The organism is Micromonospora deserti (assembly GCF_003236335.1).
In the GTDB taxonomy this organism is placed as follows: domain Bacteria; phylum Actinomycetota; class Actinomycetes; order Mycobacteriales; family Micromonosporaceae; genus Micromonospora; species Micromonospora deserti.
On the sequence record NZ_POUB01000118.1, the window covers coordinates 1 to 18,042 of the forward strand.

Here is an 18,042-nt window from a genome sequence, read left to right on the forward strand (position 1 = left end):
CCAGCCCCACGCGCCGGCCGCCCACCAGCGGCGGGCACCACCGGTGATCCGCCGGGCGGAGGTGGCGGCGGCGACCACGCACATGAGCACGACGAAGCCGGCCGTCGCCCACAGCGAGTCGACGATGGCGGCGATCAGCAACGACACGGCGGCCAGCTGGACCCCGGCGCGTACGGCCGCCACGGCGATCTCCCGGCCGTGCCCCAGCCTGCCGAGCACCGCCACGGCCACCGCCGCGCCGGTCAGCACGACCAGCGCGACGGCCAGCTTCGGCCCGACCACCAACATCGTCGACGTCATGCGGACCAGTGTGGGCCAGGCCGGTCGCGGGCCCGGCGCCACTCACTGCGGGGCGTCCGAGCCCGGCGGAGCCGAATGCGCCCGCCGCGAGACGGCCACCAGCATCGCCGGCTCCCCACCCCGGTTGTGCAGTGCCCGTAGCGGCAGCTCGGCCAGCCACAGCACCTCGCCGCACCCGACGACGTGGCGCGTGCCGCCCACCGCCTCCAACTCCACCTGGCCCTGCTCGACCACCACGATGGCGTCGTGCCAGTCGGCCTCGTCGTAGTCGAGCACCCCGCCCGGTGGCAGGGCCACCACCCGCATCTCCAGATCCGGCCCGAGCCGCGAGTGCAGGAAGGAGAGCGGCCCGTCACCGTCATCCATCAGCGGGCGGCGTGCGGGCCGGGCGGACAGGGGGCAGCACCTCGCGGGGACCGCCCCGCGTCAACCACAGTCACGGACCGTTCTCCGCTTCGACCGGCGGCCTGGCGCCGCATCCGACTCCGTTGGTCATATGACGCCCGGGTTTCGGAAAACTCATCGCCGGGCGGGCCACCGCCGACCCGCGATCCCGCCACCGGCGGCAAGTGCCGCGGGCGGGGGTCGGCCCCCGAAGTCCGCAACGACGAATAAGCCCCGTCACCATACGGACTCTAGTGTGTTCGCTGAGTATCCAGCGTCCTGGATGGAGTGGACACATGTCAGTGGCCAGGAAGCAGCGGCTGCCGCGCGCGGCGATCGGTGCCCTCAACGGCGCCCACCACCGGGCGACTCTCGGGCTCTATCTGGTCATCGTGCTGGCCCACTGGGCCGAGCACCTGGTCCAGGCGTACCAGATCTGGGTCCTGGGCTGGTCCCGCCCCGAGGCGCGCGGTGTGCTCGGCGTCCCCTTCCCGTGGCTGGTCAGCTCCGAGTGGATGCACTACGGGTACGCCATCGTCATGCTGATCGGCCTGTTCGCCCTGCGGCCCGGCTTCGTCGGCAGGGCTCGCACCTGGTGGACGATCGCCCTGGTGATCCAGTTCTGGCACCACGTCGAGCACCTGTTCCTGCTGCTGCAGGTGCAGGTGGGCTTCCTTCTGCCGGGCACCACCGTGCCGACCAGCGTGCTCCAACTCGTCGTACCGCGGGTCGAACTGCACCTGTTCTACAACTCGGTGGTCTTCCTCCCCATGCTGATCGCGATGTACCTGCACCTGCGGCCGAATGCGACCGAACAGCGGCAGATGAGCTGCAGTTGCACCCACGCGGGCCAGGACCGGATGGCCCTCGCCCCGTCCGCCCGCTGACCGGGTCCGTGTTGGCACCCGGACGCCGTACCCTGGCCGTCACCACCGCCCTCGTCGGCGTCGGCCTCGCCGTCGCCGTCGGGGCGACCGCCCGGCAGTCGACCGGCGAACCTGCGCGGGTGCTGCGGACAACTCCGGCCGACGGCGCCGCCCTGGCAGCCGGGCCCGGCGAGGTCGTTCTGCGCCTCTCCACCCGACCGGACCCGGCGCTGTCGCATGTCACCGTCCGCGACAGCGCCGGGACCACAGTGAACGCCGGCCGGCTCAGCACGGACGAGGAGACCCTGCTCCGCCAACCGGCCCGGCTCGCCCTGGCCGGCGACTACAGCGTCGCCTACCACGTCACCTTCGCCAACGGACGGGACGCCGCCGGCGTGCTCCGGTTCAGCGTCGGCACCGGCTCAGCCCCCCGGTCCACCGATCCGATCCCCGACGCGGTGCCGGACACCGACGGGCACGCCCACGGCGTCGACCCCGTGGGTGCCACCCTGCTGGTCCTCGACGGTGTGGTGCTCGTCGCCGTCCTCGTCCTGCTGCGGCTGCGTCCCGCTCCCCGCCGACCGCTCGCCCCGTCGGCCACCGGCCACCCCGACCCGCCAGCGGACAGACCCGCCGGTCCACCACCGGCCGAGCTGCGCGATACCCCGTCCGAGCGCAGGGGCGAATAAGCCGCCCACCGCCGACGTACGGGCTCGGGGCCGTCCAACATCCCAAGGGCGACCGACGACGAGCGGACCCGTGAAGGTGACCACGGCGATCATCGACAGTACCGGCGGTCTCTTAGCCGACGCCGAGTTCCCCGCGACCAGCGACGGCTACGCGGACTTGCCGGCGTGGATGCGCTCCATCGGTCGCCTGGCGGCAGTCGGGGTCGAGGGCACTGGCAGCTATGGCGCTGGCCTCGCCCGCCACCTGGCCAGTCACCAAGGTTGCCGTCGTCGAGGTCGACCGCCCTGACGGCAGGACCCGCCGGGCCAAGGGCAAGTCCGACCCGATCGACGCCATCGCCGCTGCCAGTGCCACCCTCGCTGGGTGAGGTCTACTGGAGGAGACCGACGTGGCGGAGGCGACGCAGGGAGAGATCGACGTGCCGAAGGCGGATGCCAGTCGAAACATGGGCTGGTGACGGTCGGACGATCGGGTGGAGCTGTCGACAGCAGCGGTGACAGCGACTGGCAGGGACGGGGGCGGCCGCTGCCCGCCGGGCGCGGACGGTTGCCCGAGGTAGCGAACGCCGACGGACTGCGCCGGACGACGCGCCTAGAACTTACAAGCGAGGGGTCCGACGGCCACGACGGGCGCTGTCACCGGCCGGCGCCGGAACGTCGAGCCAAGCGGAGAGGCGGGCGGGCCAGTCTTCGTTACCGAAGTCAGCTCCGACTAGGAGATCACGCCAGTCCTCTCGTGCCAGACGTGAGGCACTATCGAGCTTGTCGAGTCGGCCCTGGGCGAGGCGCACAACCGCTGCAAACATCCGTTCCCGATCCTGACGAGAGTCCGCGACCAATTGATCGAGGCTGTGCAGCCTGCCCACCACCGCGTCGGCGTGTTGCGGAAAGTCGGCGTTGATGCGCCGTCGGAGTCGAGGAGAGATGTCCGGCATCTATGGAGTCTACGCGGGCGCGATGCGAGTACCGTCGACCGTGGCGGCCCGCCGGAGTAGCGGCCGGCGGCCCGCCGCCCAGACCGCTACCTGGGAGACGACATGACGGACCCGACGACCTTCGGTGCGCGCCTACGCGCCCACCGCGAACGCGCAGGGAAAACCCGCCCGGTCCTTGGTGGGTTGGTCGGCCGGAGCGCTGAGTGGGTCAAGGCCCTGGAGAATGGCCGCCTTCTCCCGCCCCGCCTACCCATGTTGCTTCGCCTGGCTGAGGTCTTGGACATCTCCGACCTGGCGGACCTGACCGGCGATCAGTCCCTGCCGGTGGCGTCGGTGACCCGTGCCGGTCACCCCGATGTCGATAGCGTCGCCGCCGCGATGCAGCGCACCGCCGTGTCGGTCGGGGACGGGACACCGGTCGACCTGCTGCGCGGCCTGGTCGACCAGGCGTGGGGGCTGTGGCACCGATCAACCGCTGAGCGGACGGCGGTCGCCGCGGTGCTTCCAGGGCTGCTCATGGATGCGCAGCGCAGCGCTCGCCGGCTGGACGGGCTGGCGCGCCGTGAGGCCCTCGTCGAGCTGGCGCGCGTCTACCACCTCGCGCAGCTGTACCTGGCCCACCAGCCGTACCCAGAGTTGGTGTGGCTGGCCGCTGACCGAGCGATGCTTGCCGCTCAGGACGCCGACGAGCCCGCCGCGATCGCGGTAGCCGCCTGGTACTACGGCCACGTCTACCGGGGAGCGAACCAGATCGACGCCGCCGAGCAGGTGCTCATCGACGCTGCCCGCCTGGTCGACCCGACCGCCGGGGGTGAGCAGTTGGCCCGGTGGGGGCAGGCCCAACTCGGCATCGCGCTGGGGCACAGCAAGGCCGGTCGGGCAGGGCAGGCATGGCGCGCGTGGGACGCCGCCCACGACGCCGCGAGCCGGCTCGGCAGCAGGTACGCCCACCCATGGCTGATGTTCGGGCCGGCCGCCTGCGCGGCGTACGCGGTCACTATCGAGACGGACCTGTGCCGACCGGGTGAGGCGGTCCGGCGGGCCGACACCATGGACTATCGTGCGCTTCCGTCGTGCACGCGTCGGGCCGCCGCACTGATCGAGGCCGCTCGGGCGCATGTGCTGCGACGGGGCGAGGTCGCGGCGGTGCATCTGCTCGGACGAGCGTTGCGGGAGAGCGTGGACACGGTGCGGCACCATCCGTACGCCCGCACTGCCGCCCTGGATCTGTCGAACCGGCCCGGCACCGTCGGGGAGGACGCACGAGAACTCGCCCTTGCGATCGGGGTGATGGGGTAGCGCTCCCTCGGGTACAAACTCTCCCCGCCGCCGCCCGTGACCGCTCGTAGCGTGCTGGTCACTGGCGGCGGCGGTGCCTTGTTCCGGCGCGACACCCGATAGAGCCGACGAGACTTCGCTGCCGCCTGCCGACACTCACGGAGAGGCGGAGCACGTGGCGGTCTGGTCCGAGCTGTGCAAGCTGGTGCGGTGGTTGCTCCGGCGGCCGGAGCCGCCGCCACCGCCGGGCACCGGGCAGCGGTACCAGGCGACCGAGCAGGCAGAGGCGCAGCGGCGGCTGCTCGACCAGGCGGAGCGGTTGCGGAGAACGCAGTGGTACTGCGAGCCCACACAGCCGAAGGCGACGCATAGCCAGCCCACCGGCAACGGGACCAGGGGCCGCGAGTGAGCCGAGCGAAGGCCGCTTGCCATCGCACGCCGGCTCCAGGCAAGCGGCCCATCCCGTACGACGAATACCTGCTCGCGACCGCCCTGACTCTTGCCCGACGGCACCGGCCGGTCTGGTCCTGGCGAAAGTGGCGGCGAATCTGCCGCTGTGGTGTCGATCTGCCCTGCCATGCCCGGCATCGCATCCCGATCAACCGTTGCCACTGGCCGCGAGAGGAGGCGCAGTGAAAGAAGGCCAGGAGCACGCGATACTCGCCGCACATGTTCAAACGTCCGACGGCATGTGCGCCGGCTGCCGCGCCTGGTGGTCACGCCTCGCCCCGTACCCGTGCTGGCAGGTGGAATGGGCGACCAGCCGGCAGGCCCGGACGTTCACCGCCCGGTTTTTGGGTAGTGTGCGGTGACGACCCACGGCCCGGTCATGCCGATCTGGAGCTGCGGCGGCTGCGGCCTTCCGTGGCCATGCCCGACACGAAAGCGCGAGCTGCGGGCGGAGTACGCGGACGCTCCGGTGTCACTGGCCCTCTACCTTGGCTCCTACCTCGTCCAAGCCGCCGAGGACATGCCCTGGACGCCGGCCGGCGTGCTGCACCGCCGCTTCCTCGGATGGGTCAGGGTGGTCGATCCGCCGACGCCAGCAGTACAGCAGCGAAGTACAGCAACCGTGCCAGCCGAACCAAGCCGAGAAGCGCCTCAGTAGGCCCTTTGACCTCGTATCGATCCCGACCCGACCCGCTCGCCGAGAGTTCACACCGAAGGGCGCCGACCCTCCTGCGCCCCGGTTCGTCGTGCGCTTGGGCGGGGCGTGCGGGCGCGCGAAGGGCACGGACCTTGGCGTGATGATCCGCCTGAGCATCGGGGCCGGGGCACCGCGGGCAGTGGGCGGCGGGTGCGCGGGTCGAGCAAAGACACGGGTCGGGCCGGGTGCGCCTGGCACCCGGCCCGACCGGTGATCTCAGCGGCTACGGTCGACGGCGGCGACCGGCGCCGCGACGCGGCACCACCCGCCGGTGCGTACCGGGCGCGGAGCCACCGGGCGCCAGGCCCGGCGGGAGCAGCCCGGCGGCGTCCGCGGGCAGGCGGGTCGAACGGCTCAGCCCGAGGATCCCACGGCTTCCGGACCGGCCGGGCAGCAGCCGCTCCCGGTCGCCGGCGGGACGCTTACCCGGGACCTGGGCCTGCGGCGTGCGGAACACGTCGGCCGCCAACTCGGACCGGGAAATGTCCGTGTTGAGTGCGATGATGTCGCCGAGCGTCTTCCGGTAGTCGATCTTGAAGGCGCCTCGGATCAGGCGCAACAGCGGGTCGTTGCCGTAGTAGAACCGGTCACCGTCGCGCATGGCGGTGAACTGCTTACGCCAGATCGCCAGCTGGAGCTCGCCGAACTCCTTGCCCGGCAGGTTCGGCTCGGCGATCATGCCGACGAACGCGTCCAGCCGGTCCACGCTGCCGTACACGGCCTTGAGCCGGGCCGCGAGCGGGGTGCGACGTTCGGCCCGGACGGCGTTGTCGGCCTCCGGCGTGGTGCGGTTGCCCTTGGCGTCGAACAACGCGGTGAAGTCCAGGCTGTCCAGGTCGTCGATCTCCGCACCCGGGGTCAGCTCCGGGTCCGCCGGGAAGGACTCCGACGCCTCCCCGGTGATGGCCGCGAACGACGGCTTGGCCGGCAGGCCGTACGCCACCCGCATGTCGTTGTAGCTCGGCATGCCGTGGTCGCGGCCCCGAGCGATGTCGATCGACCCGAGGTCGTTGCGGCCCGGGATGCAGGGCGGCAGGGCCGGGTCGTCCGCGCAACCCGGGTTGCCCGGTACGGGGATGAAGAACGGGAAGCTGCGCAGCATGTTGCTGATCAGCTCGTCGTTGCGGGTCTGCGGGCGCAGCCCCACGCCGTGCAGCATCGGCCCGAGCTGGAGCAGTTCCAGCAGATCCGGGTTGAAGAACGCGTCCTCGCCGAGCGGGATCATCAGGTGAACGGTGTCGCCCTCGACCGTCACCTCGACGTCGAGGTCACGCAGCCGGTCGAGGGTCTCCTCGCTGTACCGGCCGACCTTGGCCTCCAGCCGGAAGTCACCACGGATCAGGCTGTGCGCCCGGTAGCCGACAGTCGCGAACTCGTTGGTAACCGAGACATCCACATCGGACTTGTATCCGGTGTAGCGGGGCAGGTCGACACCGAGCGCCGGGAGGAACTGGGTGTATGTGATGTACTGCTGCTCGGCGATGACCACCGCCCGGGCGATCTCGAACCTGTCCTGCTCGGAGAGCCACTTCGGCAACTGCGAGACGATCCGGTTGTGCTCCCGGGCGAAGAGTGTCTGGATGGCCAGCAACGCCGGGTTCTCGTTGGCCCGCGGGTCGCCGGCGACCGCCGCCTTCTCCGGGGTGTTGAACAGCTGCCCGCCGGCGACCATGTTCGGCGCGGTGGAGGCATCCCCCCGGGTGTCCCGCCGGGGCAGGTAGCCGTCGATCATCAGCAGCCGGGCCTTGTTGTTGCGCGGGTCGCCGTCGACCCTGCCCTCGCGCAGCCAGTCCAGCCGGTCGGTGGCGTTGCCGTAGACGGCGGCCGCGTCGATGTAGGAGCTGACGGTGTTGATCTGCTCCCGGGGCGTGGTGACCCCGGTGCCGTCCGCCGGGCGGGACCGGTCGAACGGGATGATGCCGAGGTCGTTGCGGAACGACTCCATCGGGTCGGCGTTGTCGAAGGCGATGTTGCGGGTCTCACCCGGAGGGCTGACCAGCCGCCGACCGAGCCGCTGGGCGATGGTGTGGTCGAGGAACTGACCCCACACGAAACCCCACTGGCTGGCGCCGCCGGGCGAGTAGATGTTCTGGTCGGTGTCGTTGAAGATCCGGTTGCTCACGTACCGCTCGGGCGGCAGGTCGACGATCTCGTTGAGCCCGTCGGCGTACCAGGCCGGCCCGACCCGCGGGTAGATGGTGTCGATCTTACCCCAGGTGGGGTTGGCCCGGTTGTTGCCGGACCCGTCGAGGCTCTGCACCTCCCACAGGCCGAGTATCCGTTGTGGACGGGTGGCACCGGCGTTGGCCGGGCCACTGAGCCCCACCCCGGCGGCCACCACGGCCGCGACGATCGCGGCCTGGACCGCTCTGGCTGATCGGGCCCGGCCACGCCGGCCCCGCGCGACTGCGCGCATGCCCATCTCCTCCCCTGTGACGTGACAACACCGGACACCGGCACGGCCGCCACCGGACGTCTGTCCGGGCGCGGCCGGTCAGGTCCACCGGCGGGTACGATCGGGCGCCGGTCAGCGCCGACGCGCGTGGCTATCGGATGTCGGAATCGGCTGTCGATCTGCCCGGTAGTCTGGTCGCCGCCCGGTGGCGGCGCTTCTTCCACCGTGCGCAGCGGCACAACGGGGCGTTGACGCGCCGGTCACGGCCGGCCGGCGAGCGACGACGGACGCGGCCCGACGAAGGCCCGGCGGTCCGGCGAGGCGACGTCGACATCGCCGTCGGAGTTGAGGATCGCCTGGTGCAGGCGCTGGACCGGGAGCCCGGGTTCGAGCCCCAGCTCGGTGACGAGGTTGCCCCGGACCCGGTGGAAGACCTCCAGGGCCTGCGCCCGCCGGCCGCTGAGGTGCAACGCCCGCATGTACTGCGCGTGCAGCCCCTCGTGCAGCGGGTTCTCCACGGTCAGCGCGGCCAGCTCGGTCAGCACCTCGCGGTGCATGCCCAGCCGCAGCTCGGCGTCCACCAGGTACTCCAGGTTGACCAGCCGGGACTCCTCCAGTTGCCGGCGTCGCGCCTCCAGCAGCCGCCCCACCGGCACGTCCACCAGGGCCCGCCCCCGCCACACCCGCAGCGCGTCGGACAGGTGCCGGACGGCTTCGCGGTCGTCGCCGTCGCCCAGCGCCTGCCGGCCCCGGGCGACCAGCACGCCGTAGCGGTGCAGGTCCAACGCGGCCAGCCGGCTACTCAGCAGGTACCCGCCGGCCCGGGTGACCAGCAGCTCGCCGCTGATCTCCGCCATCGACCGGCCGGTCGCGGCCGCGAAGTGCTTGCGCAGGTTGAGGACGTACGTCTGCACGGTGGTCGACGCGCTGGCCGGCGGCTCGTCGCCCCAGAGTTCGAGGATCAGCGAGGCCGCGGGCACCACCTGGTCGGCGTGCCCGATCAGCACGGCGAGGACGTTGCGCACCTTGGGCGCCGTCGGGGTCCAGGCGACCTGGCGCACCCGCACCGACAACGGTCCCAGCACACCCATCTCGATGAGTTGACCTGTAGCCTCCACGCACGCCCCTGATCGGTCCAGACTTGAGCGGATCTTTACCAGAGATGGTGATCGTCGGCCGTCGGCGCATGCATCTTCTACCGTGCCGACCGGCCCGCCGGCCCCGTTGGCGGCGCCTCGAGCGAGGCTCGACCGGGCGTCGAGAAGCCCTTCCTACGCTGGCCGCCTACCGGCCGGCGCCGTCGACGCACCCGGATTCCGGCTGCCCGGCGGCCCGGCCGAGGCGGGGCAGGGGGCGAAGGCGTGGTCGCTGGCAGCGGAACGGAGACGCCCGCCGGGTCGCGGGTCGCGGTGCTCGGCGCGACCGGCTGTGTCGGCCGGGCGGTCTGCGCCGCGTTCGCCCGGACGGGCGGCCGCGTCCTCGCCATCGCCCGGACCCCCCGTCCCGGCACCCGATACCACCGGTTCCTGCCCCTGGACGTGAGCGACACCGCGCCGGCCGACCTGGCCCGGATCCTCACCGACGAACGCGTGGACACGGTGGTCAACGCCGCGGGCGGCTGGGGGCGGACGGAGGCGGAGCTGAACCCGGGACACGTACGGCTCGCCCGCCGCCTCGTCGCGGCACTCGACGCGACGAGGCGGCGTCCCCGGCTGGTGCACGTGGGTTCGGTCCACGAGTACGGCCCGATCGCCGAGGGCACCAGCGTCAGCGAGACCGCCGAGCCCCGCCCGGACACCGGGTACGGCCGGGTGAAGCTGGCCAGCACCCGGATCGTCCTGCGGGCGGCCGAGGCCGGCGCGGTGGACGCGGTGGTGCTGCGGGCGGTCAACGTCTACGGCCCGTACACCGCGCCGGCAAGCTTCCTGGGGATGCTACGTGACCGGCTGCGGCGCACCGGCCCGGAGGGGCTGACGGTGACCGTCGCCGCGGCCCGCCGGGACTTCGTCGACGCGCGCGACCTGGCCGAGGCGGTGGTGCTGGCGGCCCGGTCGCCGGTCACCGGCCAGGTGATCAACATCGGGCGCGGGGTCGCCGAGGACGTGCGGGAGCTGGTCCGGGCGCTGCTGGAGACGGCCGGGCTGCCGCCGGGTGCCGTGCCGGTGGTGGACGGCCCGGTCACCAGCAACGGGGGTGCCTGGACCCGGGCCGACATCCGCCGGGCCGGGCACCTGCTGGGGTGGCGTCCACGGACCGGCGTCCAGGAGTCGATCGAGGCCCTGTGGGAGCACGGCTGACCGGCGCCACGGCCACCGGCCGCCGTGCCGTTTCCTGATCATCCACTCGCCGGAGGCGACCCACGCGGTCGGCGGGCAGCGCGAGCCGCGGGGCCGCCCGGGCCCGCCCGCCGGGCGGCACGACGCCCGCCCCGGCCCGGCGCGACCCCGCGGGCCGAGCCGGGGCAGGCGGCCCGCCGGCCCGCCCTGCGCCTGCCCGGCCCGCCCTGCGCCTGCCCGGTCAGTGCCGCCCGGTCGCGAAGGACCGGACGGTGTCGACCACGAAGTCGGCCATCTCGGTGGTGATGCCCGGGTAGACCCCGATCCAGAAGGTGTGCTCGGTGACGAAGTCCGAGTTGGCGAGGTCTCCCACGATCCGGCACGGCGCGTCCTGGTAGGCCGGGTGCCGGGTGAGGTTGCCGGCGAACAACCGCCGGGTGCCGATCTTCCGGTCCTCCAGCTGCGCCACCAGCTCCTGACGGGTGAACGGCGCGTCGGGCCGTACGCTGATCGGGAAGCCGAACCAGCTCGGGTCACTGCCCGGGGTCGCCTCGGGCAGCAGCAGGCCGGGAAGGTCCGCCAGCCCCTCGTACAGCCGGCGGAAGTTGCGGCGGCGGGCCTCGACGAACTCGGGCAGCCGGCGCAGCTGGCTGAGTACCAGCGCCCCCTGGGTGTCGGTGGCCTTCAGGTTGTAGCCGATGTGCGAGTAGACGTACTTGTGGTCGTAGCCGGCCGGCAGGGTGCCCAGCTGGTAGTCGAAGCGCTTGAGGCAGGTGTTGTCGGTGCCGGGCTCGCACCAGCAGTCCCGACCCCAGTCCCGCAGCGACTCGACGATCCGGGCCAGCTCCAGGCTGCCGGTGAGCACACAGCCCCCCTCCCCCGCCGTGAGGTGGTGCGCCGGGTAGAAGCTCACCGTCGACAGGTCACCGAAGGTGCCGGTGAGCCGCCCCTGGTACGTCGAGCCGACCGCGTCGCAGTTGTCCTCGACGAGGAAGAGGTCGTGCTCGGTGGCGAGGTCGGCGATCTCCGCAACCGGGAACGGGTTGCCCAGGGTGTGCGCGATCATGATCGCCCGGGTGCGCGGCGAGATCGCCTCGGCGACCCGCTCCGCGGTGGTGTTGTAAGTGCCCAGCTCGACGTCGACGAAGACCGGGATCAGCCCGTTCTGCAGGATCGGGTTGACCGTGGTCGGGAAGCCCGCGGCCACGGTGACCACCTCGTCACCGGGCCGCAGCCGCGCCTCGCCGAGTTTCGGCGAGGTCAGCGCCGTCAGCGCGAGCAGGTTGGCCGACGAGCCGGAGTTGACCAGGTGCGCCTTGCGCAGCTTGAAGTAGGCGGCGAACGCGCTCTCGAAGCGCCGGGCGCTGGGGCCGGCGGCGATCCGCATGTCCAGGGCCGCCTCCACGAAGGCGGCCCGGTCGTCCTCGTCGAGCACCGCGCCCGAGGAGAGGATCGGGGTAACGCCCGGTACGAAGTTCCCCGGCTCCTGCTCCCGGTGGTACTTGCGGACCTGTTCGAGTACCAGCTCCTTCAGCGACGTCATCTCCGCCCCCTCCGCTCCGCGTTGCCTGCGCCCATGGTCAACGGCGCCGCTCGAGGACACGTCGAGAACCGGTGGAGGCACCGCCGGCCGGGGCGTCCCGGCCGGCGGTGCGCGCGTCACGGATCGGCGGGCGGTGCGGCGGGTCAGGCCCGGCGGCCGAGGTAGGCCAGCAGCCTGGTCTGCTCGTCCGCCCCGGCCGGAGGCTCGAGGGCGGGCCCGCTGACCATGCGGCTGCGCACCACCTCCTCGCCGACCATCCGCAGCGCCTCCCAGCACTTGTCGACGTCGGCCTGGTCGATGCGCTCGTCCTGCCCGGTGGCCCGGGCCAGGTCCCACCCGTGCACGACCAGCTCGGTGCAGACCGCGCTGTCGATCGCCTCGGCGAAGCTGCGCAGCCCGAACCGCCCATCCCACTCCGCGCGGGCCTGTTCCGGGTCGTTCAGGCTGGCCTCGATCTGGTCGCGGACCCGCACGAACGCCTTGTACGGGTCGACGTCGACACCGGGCCCCTGCGGCACCGGCAGGCCCACCAGGCTCAGGTGGATCTCGCTCATCTCGACGACGTGGGCGACGAGATCCCGCACGCTCCACTCGGTGCACGGCGTCGGATCCGACCAGCCGCCCGCGGGTACCGCCGCGACCCGGTCGGCGAACTGCACCCCGAGCCGCGCGAACCGATCGGCGACGGCCCGCTCCTCCGCCGTGAGCCCCTGGCCGCTCCCCGACCCACCCGCCGCCTGTCCGGACTTCACCGTTGACATTCCGCTCTCCTGCCACTCGACATCAGGTGGCCCCGGTGCGCCTGTGGAGGCGGCACCGGGGCCCTACCTGTACGACGGGTGGCCAGCCGGAAAGTCATCGCCGCGCCCACCCGCACCGGCGTGTCACGCACCGCGCCGACCTGCGACGGAACCAGCGCGGTGGGTCACCGGGGCCGGACGGGGCGGGACGGACGAACCGGGGTCGGGCTCGGCCGCCGGCGGTCGGCGGCGCTCGGCCACCGGCGGTCAGCGGCGCTCGGCGGTCAGTCGGTGTAGTCGACGACGGCCCGGAACCGCACCTCGCCCTTGGCGACACGGTCGACCGCCTCGGCGACCCGGTGCGCCGGGAAGGTCTCCACCCACGGGGTGACCCGCCCGGCGGCGACCAGGTCCAACGCCTCCCGCAGGTGCTGCGGGCCGCCGTGGGTGGCGCCGGTGATCCGCTGCCCCTGGGCGAAGAAGGGGTAGGCCATGGCCGGCGGGATGGTGAACGGCTCGACGCCGTCGATACCGGCCAGCACCATCCGCCCCTGCACCCGCAGACCGGGCAGGCAGGCCGAGGCCGCCCGGTGGGAGGGGGCGGTGACCAGCACGACGTCGGCGCCCCCGGCGGCCCGCAGCTGCTCGCCGTCAGCGACCACCAGGTCGGCGCCGAGCCGCCGGGCCAGCCCCTGCTTCTCCGCCGAACCGGTGATCGCGACGGTCTCGTGCCCGCACGCCCTGGCGTACTGCACCGCCAGGTGGCCCAGGCCGCCGATGCCGAGCACGGCCACCCGGTCGTGCGGCCGGGGCTCCGCCGCGCGCAGCGCCGACCAGGCGGTGTAGCCGGCGCACATCACCGGCGCGGCCAACTCCCAGGCGAGCCCGTCCGGCAGGAGCACTGTCGACTCGGCGGCGGCCACCAGATACTCGGCGTGGCCGCCGGGTGCGGTGAAGCCGGTCGTCGTCGGCGCGGCGCAGTTCATCGCCGTCTGCCCGGTCACCGGCAGGCCCCGCCGGCAGTAGTCGCACCGGCCGCAGCCGGCGCGTACCCAGGTCACCCCGACCCGGTCGCCGGTCCGCCGGGTGGTCACACCGGCGCCCACCTCGACCACCTCACCGACCGGTTCGTGCCCGGTCACCGCCGGGTCGACCGCGGGGAAGGGCAGCATCCCCCGGGTGGCCAGCACGTCGTTGACGCAGACCCCGCAGGCGTGCACCCGGACCAGCACCTCGCCGGGCCCGGGCGAGGGGGTCGCCACCTCCCGCAGCTCCCAGGCCGCGTCGACCTTCGGTACGACCGCCGCTCTCATCACCAACCACCACCCGTCTGTTGAGACGACACGAAGGAGGATCCGTCCGCGGCGAGCCGGGACGCCGGACGGGCGGCCGGCGGTTGTCGACCCGCCCGGCGCCGCCCCTGCATGCTCGCCCCGCCGTGACCGGGGACACATCCTCGCGATTGCCGCGCCGGCCGCGGGTCACGCCCGGTCAGCTCACGCCCCGGGACCGCCCGGCGGCCAGCGCCTCCAGGGCGGGGACGATCTCGTTGGGGCTGGGCATCGCCCGCCACGTCTCCCGCAGCGCGCCCGCCCCCTCCCGGAAGGCCGGCTCGGTGAGCACCCGCAGGATGTCCGCCCGGATCTGCGGCACGGTTTGCTTCTGGTGGTCGAGCCGGACCCCGGCGCCCTGCGCCGTGACGTAGCCGGCGCACGGAGTGGCCAGCAGGTTCTTCTCCGGATGCAGCCAGCCCGCCGCCTCCTGCGCCTCCTGCTCGCCGTCGACGCCGAACTCCCGACCTGCCCGGTAGGTGCCGCTGTCGGCCTCCGCCGGCGCGGCCGTCGCGGGCCGGAACAGCAGCGAGTCGTCGGTGTCGCAGACCAGCTGCGGGATGCCCGCCGCGACGGCGGCGGAGAAGGTTCCCATCCCGCCGTGGTGCACGAGGGCGGCGCAGGTGGGCAGCAGCTGGGTCAGCGGCACCCACTCGATCGCCCGCACGTTGTCGGGCAGGGCGTCCACGGCGGCCAGTTGCAGCGGGCTGAGCGTGGCGACCACCTCGACGTCGAGGTCGGCCAGGGCGGCGAGCAGCTTCGGGGTCCGACCCCAGTCGCCGGCGACGTAGCGGCGGGTCGACTCACCCAGCGACAGCGCGATCCGGGGCCGGCCCTGCGGGCGGGTGTGCAGCCAGCGCGGGAAGGCCGACGCGCCGGTGTAGGGAATCTTGCGGACCGGCACCTTGACCGTGGCGGTGGGCAGGCTGAGCCCCTTGGGCAACGGGTCGATGGTGACCTGACCCAGCAGGAGCTCGTCGTCGACCGGCACCCCGTACCGGTCGGCGAGCGGGCGGACCAGGTCGGCCAGCGGGTCGTCGGCGAGCCCGGCGGCCCGCACCGCGTCCCGGCGGGCGGCCAGCCGCTCCTGGCTGTAGGCGAAGTAGTCCAGGTTGCTGCCGAGCAGCCGGCCGTGCGCCGCGCCGGCAACCCGCGCGGCCACCGCCCCCGCGGGGAAGACCAGGTCCCACAGGACCAGGTCCGGCCGCCAGGCGCGGGCGAACTCCACCAGGTCGGGGGCGTCGGGCAGGTCGGGCCGGACGTAGTCGGAGGCCGGGTTCAGGTTCCACTGGTAGAAGGCGATCCAGTGCTCGCGCTCCTCCGGGTCCAGCCGCATGGCCCGCGCGTACGCGTCGACCTGCTCCGGGGCGGGTGGCTGCCGGGCGTCCTCCCGTAGCCGCGGTTCGGGTGACCCCGCGTCACCGAGGGCGACCGGGACCAGCCCGGTGCTGGCGATGGTGTCCGCGAAGCCCGCGTGCGAGGCGACCCGGACGTCGTGTCCGGCGGTCTGCAACGCCCAGGCGTACGGCACCACGGGGTACAGGTGGGCCAGGGCGGGATAGACGGTGATCAGCACGCGCACAGCAGTCCTCCTTGGACACGCGGGAGCACCGGCCCCGTGGTCGGGGCCGGAGGCGGGACGTACCCGGCGGGGTGGCCGGGTTGGTGGGCGCTGGCTGCGGCGGGACTCGCCGGCACGGTACGGACCGCGCCCGGATGGAGATCCAGAATGCCGTGGCCGCGACGGCCCGGCTTCTCCTGTCCTGCGCAGACCACGCCCCGGCCGCCGGGCCGGACCGGCGCCAGCGCCGGCGGTGGGCAATCGGGAAGATGCCCGCGCGACGCGGGCGGTACGACGATGGGCGCCGGACGACATCGAGTCCGGCGGGCGTGCGCGTGCCGGTCACGCGCTCTTCGCCCGTCGTGAGTGAGGGGTGACCCATGGCGATGCCCGAAGCCGCCGACCCGCCGGCCTTCCCGATCCCACGGGAGTGCCCGTACCGGCCGTCGGCCCGACACGTCGGCCTGCGGGCGGACGGCCCGATGACCAAGGTGCAGCTCTACAACGGACGTACCGCGTGGTTGGTCACCGGAGCGGCGCAGGCCCGTGCCGTGCTCTCCGACTACCGACGGGTGTCCATCCGCCCCTACCACGGCAACTACCCACTGCTGAACGAGGAGTTCGAGAAGGTCGTCGACAGCGGCTACGCGGACGTGCTGTTCGGGGTCGACCCGCCGGAGCACACCAAGCAGCGTTCGATGATCATGCCGAGCTTCACGCTGCGGCGGACCGCGCTGCTGCGGGACGACATCCAGCGCATCGTCGACGAGAAGCTCGACGACATGATGCGGCACGGCGCCCCGGCCGACCTGGTGACCATGTTCGCCCAGCCGGTGCCCTCGATGGTGATGAGCACCGTGCTCGGTGTGCCGTACGACGAGCACGAGGAGTTCGAGACCCCGGCGCACAAGCTCTTCGTGCCGGAGCTGGCCGAGGAGGCCACCACCGAGCTGGGCGAATACCTGGACCGGCTGATCCAGAAGAAGGAGAACGACCCGGGCGCCGGCGCGACCGGGCTGCTCGACGACCTGATCGCCAACCACCTGCACACCGGGGAACTGACCCGCTCGGAACTGGTGCACATCGCGATGGCGATGCTGGTGGCCGGCACCGACACCACCACCAACGTGATCTCGCTGGGCACGATGGCGCTGCTGGACAACCCCGAGCAGTGGGAGGCGCTCCGGGCCGACCCGGAGATCGTGCCCGCCGCCGTCGAGGAGATCCTGCGCTACGTCTCCCTCGTGGAGGCGTTCGCCCGGGTGGCGGTGGAGGACATCGACCTGGGCGACGGCCAGGTGATCCGCGAGGGCGAGGGCATCCTGATCAGCTGCGCCGGGGTCAACTTCGACCCGGCGCACGCCACGGAGCCGGACACCTTCGACATCCTCCGGCCGGCGCGGCCGAGCTTCTCGTTCAGCCACGGCATCCACCGCTGCCCCGGCGACAACCTCGCCCGGCTGGAGCTGGAGATCGCCTTCAAGTCGCTGGTCGAGCGGATGCCGAACCTGCGCCCGGCGGCCCCGCTGGACAAGCTGCCCAGCAACAACAACGACGGCACCCTGCAACGGCTGTACGAGTTGCCCGTGCTGTGGTGACCGGCCCCGACGGCGTACGAGGAGAAGGAGCAGCATGGCACAGCCACGCACCGACCAGGCCGGCGGCGCGACCGGCGAGGTCCTGGAGTACCGCGGGGTCGCCTACGACACCGGTACGAACTTCGCCACCGGCCAGGGCGACCTGTCCCGCATGGCGTGGAGCAGGCGGCAGATGCTGGAGGAGCTGAGCCTGATCAGCGACCAGCTCAACTGCAACTCCATCACCCTGTACGGCAGCGACCTCGGCCGGCTGCGCGAGACCGCGGAGGCCGCCGTCGAGCGGGACCTGCACGTACGTTTGCAGCCCCGGCTGGCCGACCGGCCGCAGAGCGAGGTGCTGGACCACCTCGCGGAGGCCGCCCGGCTCGCCGAGTCGCTGCGCCGGCAGGACGCCCGGATCGACCTGACGGTCGGCGCGGTGCACCTGCTGTTCACCCCCGGCATCACCGACGGCGACCAGTACCACGAGCGGATGGCCAACGCGTACGCCGACGCGGACCACCATTTGCTCAAGCCGACCGGCCGGATCGACTTCGCCGCGGCGGCGCCCCGGCTCAACGAGTTCCTGGCCCGGGCCAACGGGGTGGCCCGGCAGCTCTTCGCCGGGCCGGTCAGCTACTCCGCCGCGCCGTTCGAGCAGGTCGACTGGTCGCTGTTCGACCGGATCGGGCTGATGTGGCAGTACCTGCCGACGTACCACACACCGGAGCAGCACCGGGCGGTGCTGGACGGCTACCGGAAGTGGGACCTGCCCATCCAGGTCGCCGAGTTCGGCACCGCCACCTACCAGGGCGCGGAGGAGAAGGCTTTCTTCTTCTGGGACGTTGTGGACCGGACCGGCGACACCCCGATCGTGTTCGACGGCATCGTCCGCGACGAGGGCCGCCAGGCGGCGTACCACCTACGGATGTTCGACCTGTTCGAGCTGTCCCGGATCAACGCGGGGGCGCTGCGCCTGTCCATGTCCGCGGTGCCGCTGGGCGACGTGGTCTCCGACGC

16 protein-coding genes and 1 pseudogene are annotated in these 18,042 nt (G+C 72.7%); 9 read left to right on the forward strand and 8 right to left on the reverse strand.

Annotated features, from left to right (window positions below; all coding sequences use genetic code 11):
- The coding region (locus C1I99_RS17485; protein WP_233512565.1) for an ABC transporter permease at positions 1-300 on the reverse strand (300 nt) is incomplete at its 3' end.
- Between the two features lie 42 nt (positions 301-342).
- Positions 343-666, reverse strand: a complete 324-nt coding sequence (locus tag C1I99_RS17490; protein ID WP_111135291.1) for a cupin domain-containing protein — start codon at positions 664-666, stop codon at positions 343-345.
- Positions 667-980: 314 nt separating this feature from the next.
- On the opposite strand from C1I99_RS17490, the gene C1I99_RS17495 reads away from it, so the two are divergent.
- The 6 genes and pseudogenes from C1I99_RS17495 to C1I99_RS34815 all read left to right on the forward strand — a co-directional run bounded on the left by C1I99_RS17495 (position 981) and on the right by C1I99_RS34815 (position 5,560).
- The gene (locus C1I99_RS17495; protein ID WP_111135292.1) at positions 981-1,571 is read left to right on the forward strand and encodes a hypothetical protein; all 591 of its coding nucleotides are present in this window, start codon (positions 981-983) and stop codon (positions 1,569-1,571) included.
- A gap of 8 nt (positions 1,572-1,579) precedes the next feature.
- Entirely contained in the window at positions 1,580-2,239 is a 660-nt protein-coding gene (locus C1I99_RS32335) for a copper resistance CopC family protein (protein ID WP_158554078.1), read from the forward strand.
- Positions 2,240-2,324: 85 nt separating this feature from the next.
- Positions 2,325-2,604, forward strand: a pseudogene (locus tag C1I99_RS35220) (IS110 family transposase); the annotation flags it as partial.
- Positions 2,605-3,276: 672 nt separating this feature from the next.
- Complete coding sequence (locus C1I99_RS17515) at positions 3,277-4,473, forward strand: helix-turn-helix domain-containing protein (RefSeq protein ID WP_111135294.1); 1,197 nt, start codon at positions 3,277-3,279, stop codon at positions 4,471-4,473.
- A gap of 154 nt (positions 4,474-4,627) precedes the next feature.
- Positions 4,628-4,861 carry a hypothetical protein gene (locus tag C1I99_RS17520; protein WP_111135295.1) on the forward strand — a complete coding sequence of 78 codons (234 nt, stop codon included), beginning with the start codon at positions 4,628-4,630 and terminating at the stop codon, positions 4,859-4,861.
- A gap of 399 nt (positions 4,862-5,260) precedes the next feature.
- Positions 5,261-5,560, forward strand: a complete 300-nt coding sequence (locus C1I99_RS34815; protein WP_111135297.1) for a hypothetical protein — start codon at positions 5,261-5,263, stop codon at positions 5,558-5,560.
- Between the two features lie 262 nt (positions 5,561-5,822).
- On the opposite strand, the gene C1I99_RS17535 is transcribed toward C1I99_RS34815, so the two are convergent.
- Positions 5,823-8,015: a peroxidase family protein gene (locus C1I99_RS17535; protein ID WP_111135304.1), complete on the reverse strand. Its 2,193-nt coding sequence runs from the start codon at positions 8,013-8,015 to the stop codon at positions 5,823-5,825.
- Between the two features lie 239 nt (positions 8,016-8,254).
- A complete protein-coding gene (locus C1I99_RS17540) occupies positions 8,255-9,085 on the reverse strand; it encodes an AfsR/SARP family transcriptional regulator (RefSeq protein ID WP_199562202.1) in 831 nt (276 codons plus the stop codon).
- 270 nt (positions 9,086-9,355) lie between these two features.
- Between C1I99_RS17540 and C1I99_RS17545 the strand changes: the two genes are divergently transcribed.
- Complete coding sequence (locus tag C1I99_RS17545; protein WP_111135298.1) at positions 9,356-10,291, forward strand: NAD-dependent epimerase/dehydratase family protein; 936 nt, start codon at positions 9,356-9,358, stop codon at positions 10,289-10,291.
- Positions 10,292-10,511: 220 nt separating this feature from the next.
- On the opposite strand, the gene rfbH is transcribed toward C1I99_RS17545, so the two are convergent.
- The 4 genes from rfbH to C1I99_RS17565 form a co-directional block, all read right to left on the reverse strand.
- Positions 10,512-11,813 carry a lipopolysaccharide biosynthesis protein RfbH gene (gene rfbH / locus C1I99_RS17550; RefSeq protein WP_111135299.1) on the reverse strand — a complete coding sequence of 434 codons (1,302 nt, stop codon included), beginning with the start codon at positions 11,811-11,813 and terminating at the stop codon, positions 10,512-10,514.
- Between the two features lie 143 nt (positions 11,814-11,956).
- Positions 11,957-12,574, reverse strand: a complete 618-nt coding sequence (locus tag C1I99_RS17555; protein WP_111135300.1) for a TIGR03086 family metal-binding protein — start codon at positions 12,572-12,574, stop codon at positions 11,957-11,959.
- 263 nt (positions 12,575-12,837) lie between these two features.
- Positions 12,838-13,866 carry an alcohol dehydrogenase catalytic domain-containing protein gene (locus tag C1I99_RS17560; RefSeq protein ID WP_111135301.1) on the reverse strand — a complete coding sequence of 343 codons (1,029 nt, stop codon included), beginning with the start codon at positions 13,864-13,866 and terminating at the stop codon, positions 12,838-12,840.
- A 178-nt stretch (positions 13,867-14,044) separates the two neighbouring features.
- The gene (locus C1I99_RS17565; RefSeq protein ID WP_111135302.1) at positions 14,045-15,466 is read right to left on the reverse strand and encodes a nucleotide disphospho-sugar-binding domain-containing protein; all 1,422 of its coding nucleotides are present in this window, start codon (positions 15,464-15,466) and stop codon (positions 14,045-14,047) included.
- Positions 15,467-15,831: 365 nt separating this feature from the next.
- Here C1I99_RS17565 and C1I99_RS17570 point away from each other — a divergent pair, with 365 nt between their 5' ends.
- Together C1I99_RS17570 and C1I99_RS17575 are read left to right on the forward strand one after the other, a co-directional pair.
- On the forward strand, positions 15,832-17,043 hold the full coding sequence (locus C1I99_RS17570; RefSeq protein ID WP_111135306.1) for a cytochrome P450: 1,212 nt from the start codon (positions 15,832-15,834) through the stop codon (positions 17,041-17,043).
- Between the two features lie 34 nt (positions 17,044-17,077).
- Positions 17,078-18,042 (forward strand): abortive infection protein (locus tag C1I99_RS17575; RefSeq protein WP_111135303.1); only part of this gene is annotated, 965 nt, incomplete at its 3' end.

Bases quoted from the DNA above. Each gene is read 5' to 3' on its own strand.
- C1I99_RS17490 (WP_111135291.1), bottom strand. From the start codon at position 666: ATGGATGACGGTGACGGGCCGCTCTCCTTCCTGCACTCGCGGCTCGGG.
- C1I99_RS17495 (WP_111135292.1), top strand. From the start codon at position 981: ATGTCAGTGGCCAGGAAGCAGCGGCTGCCGCGCGCGGCGATCGGTGCC.
- C1I99_RS17515 (WP_111135294.1), top strand. From the start codon at position 3,277: ATGACGGACCCGACGACCTTCGGTGCGCGCCTACGCGCCCACCGCGAA.
- C1I99_RS17535 (WP_111135304.1), bottom strand. From the start codon at position 8,015: ATGCGCGCAGTCGCGCGGGGCCGGCGTGGCCGGGCCCGATCAGCCAGA.
- C1I99_RS17540 (WP_199562202.1), bottom strand. From the start codon at position 9,085: ATGGGTGTGCTGGGACCGTTGTCGGTGCGGGTGCGCCAGGTCGCCTGG.
- rfbH (WP_111135299.1), bottom strand. From the start codon at position 11,813: ATGACGTCGCTGAAGGAGCTGGTACTCGAACAGGTCCGCAAGTACCAC.
- C1I99_RS17555 (WP_111135300.1), bottom strand. From the start codon at position 12,574: ATGTCAACGGTGAAGTCCGGACAGGCGGCGGGTGGGTCGGGGAGCGGC.
- C1I99_RS17560 (WP_111135301.1), bottom strand. From the start codon at position 13,866: ATGAGAGCGGCGGTCGTACCGAAGGTCGACGCGGCCTGGGAGCTGCGG.
- C1I99_RS17570 (WP_111135306.1), top strand. From the start codon at position 15,832: ATGCCCGAAGCCGCCGACCCGCCGGCCTTCCCGATCCCACGGGAGTGC.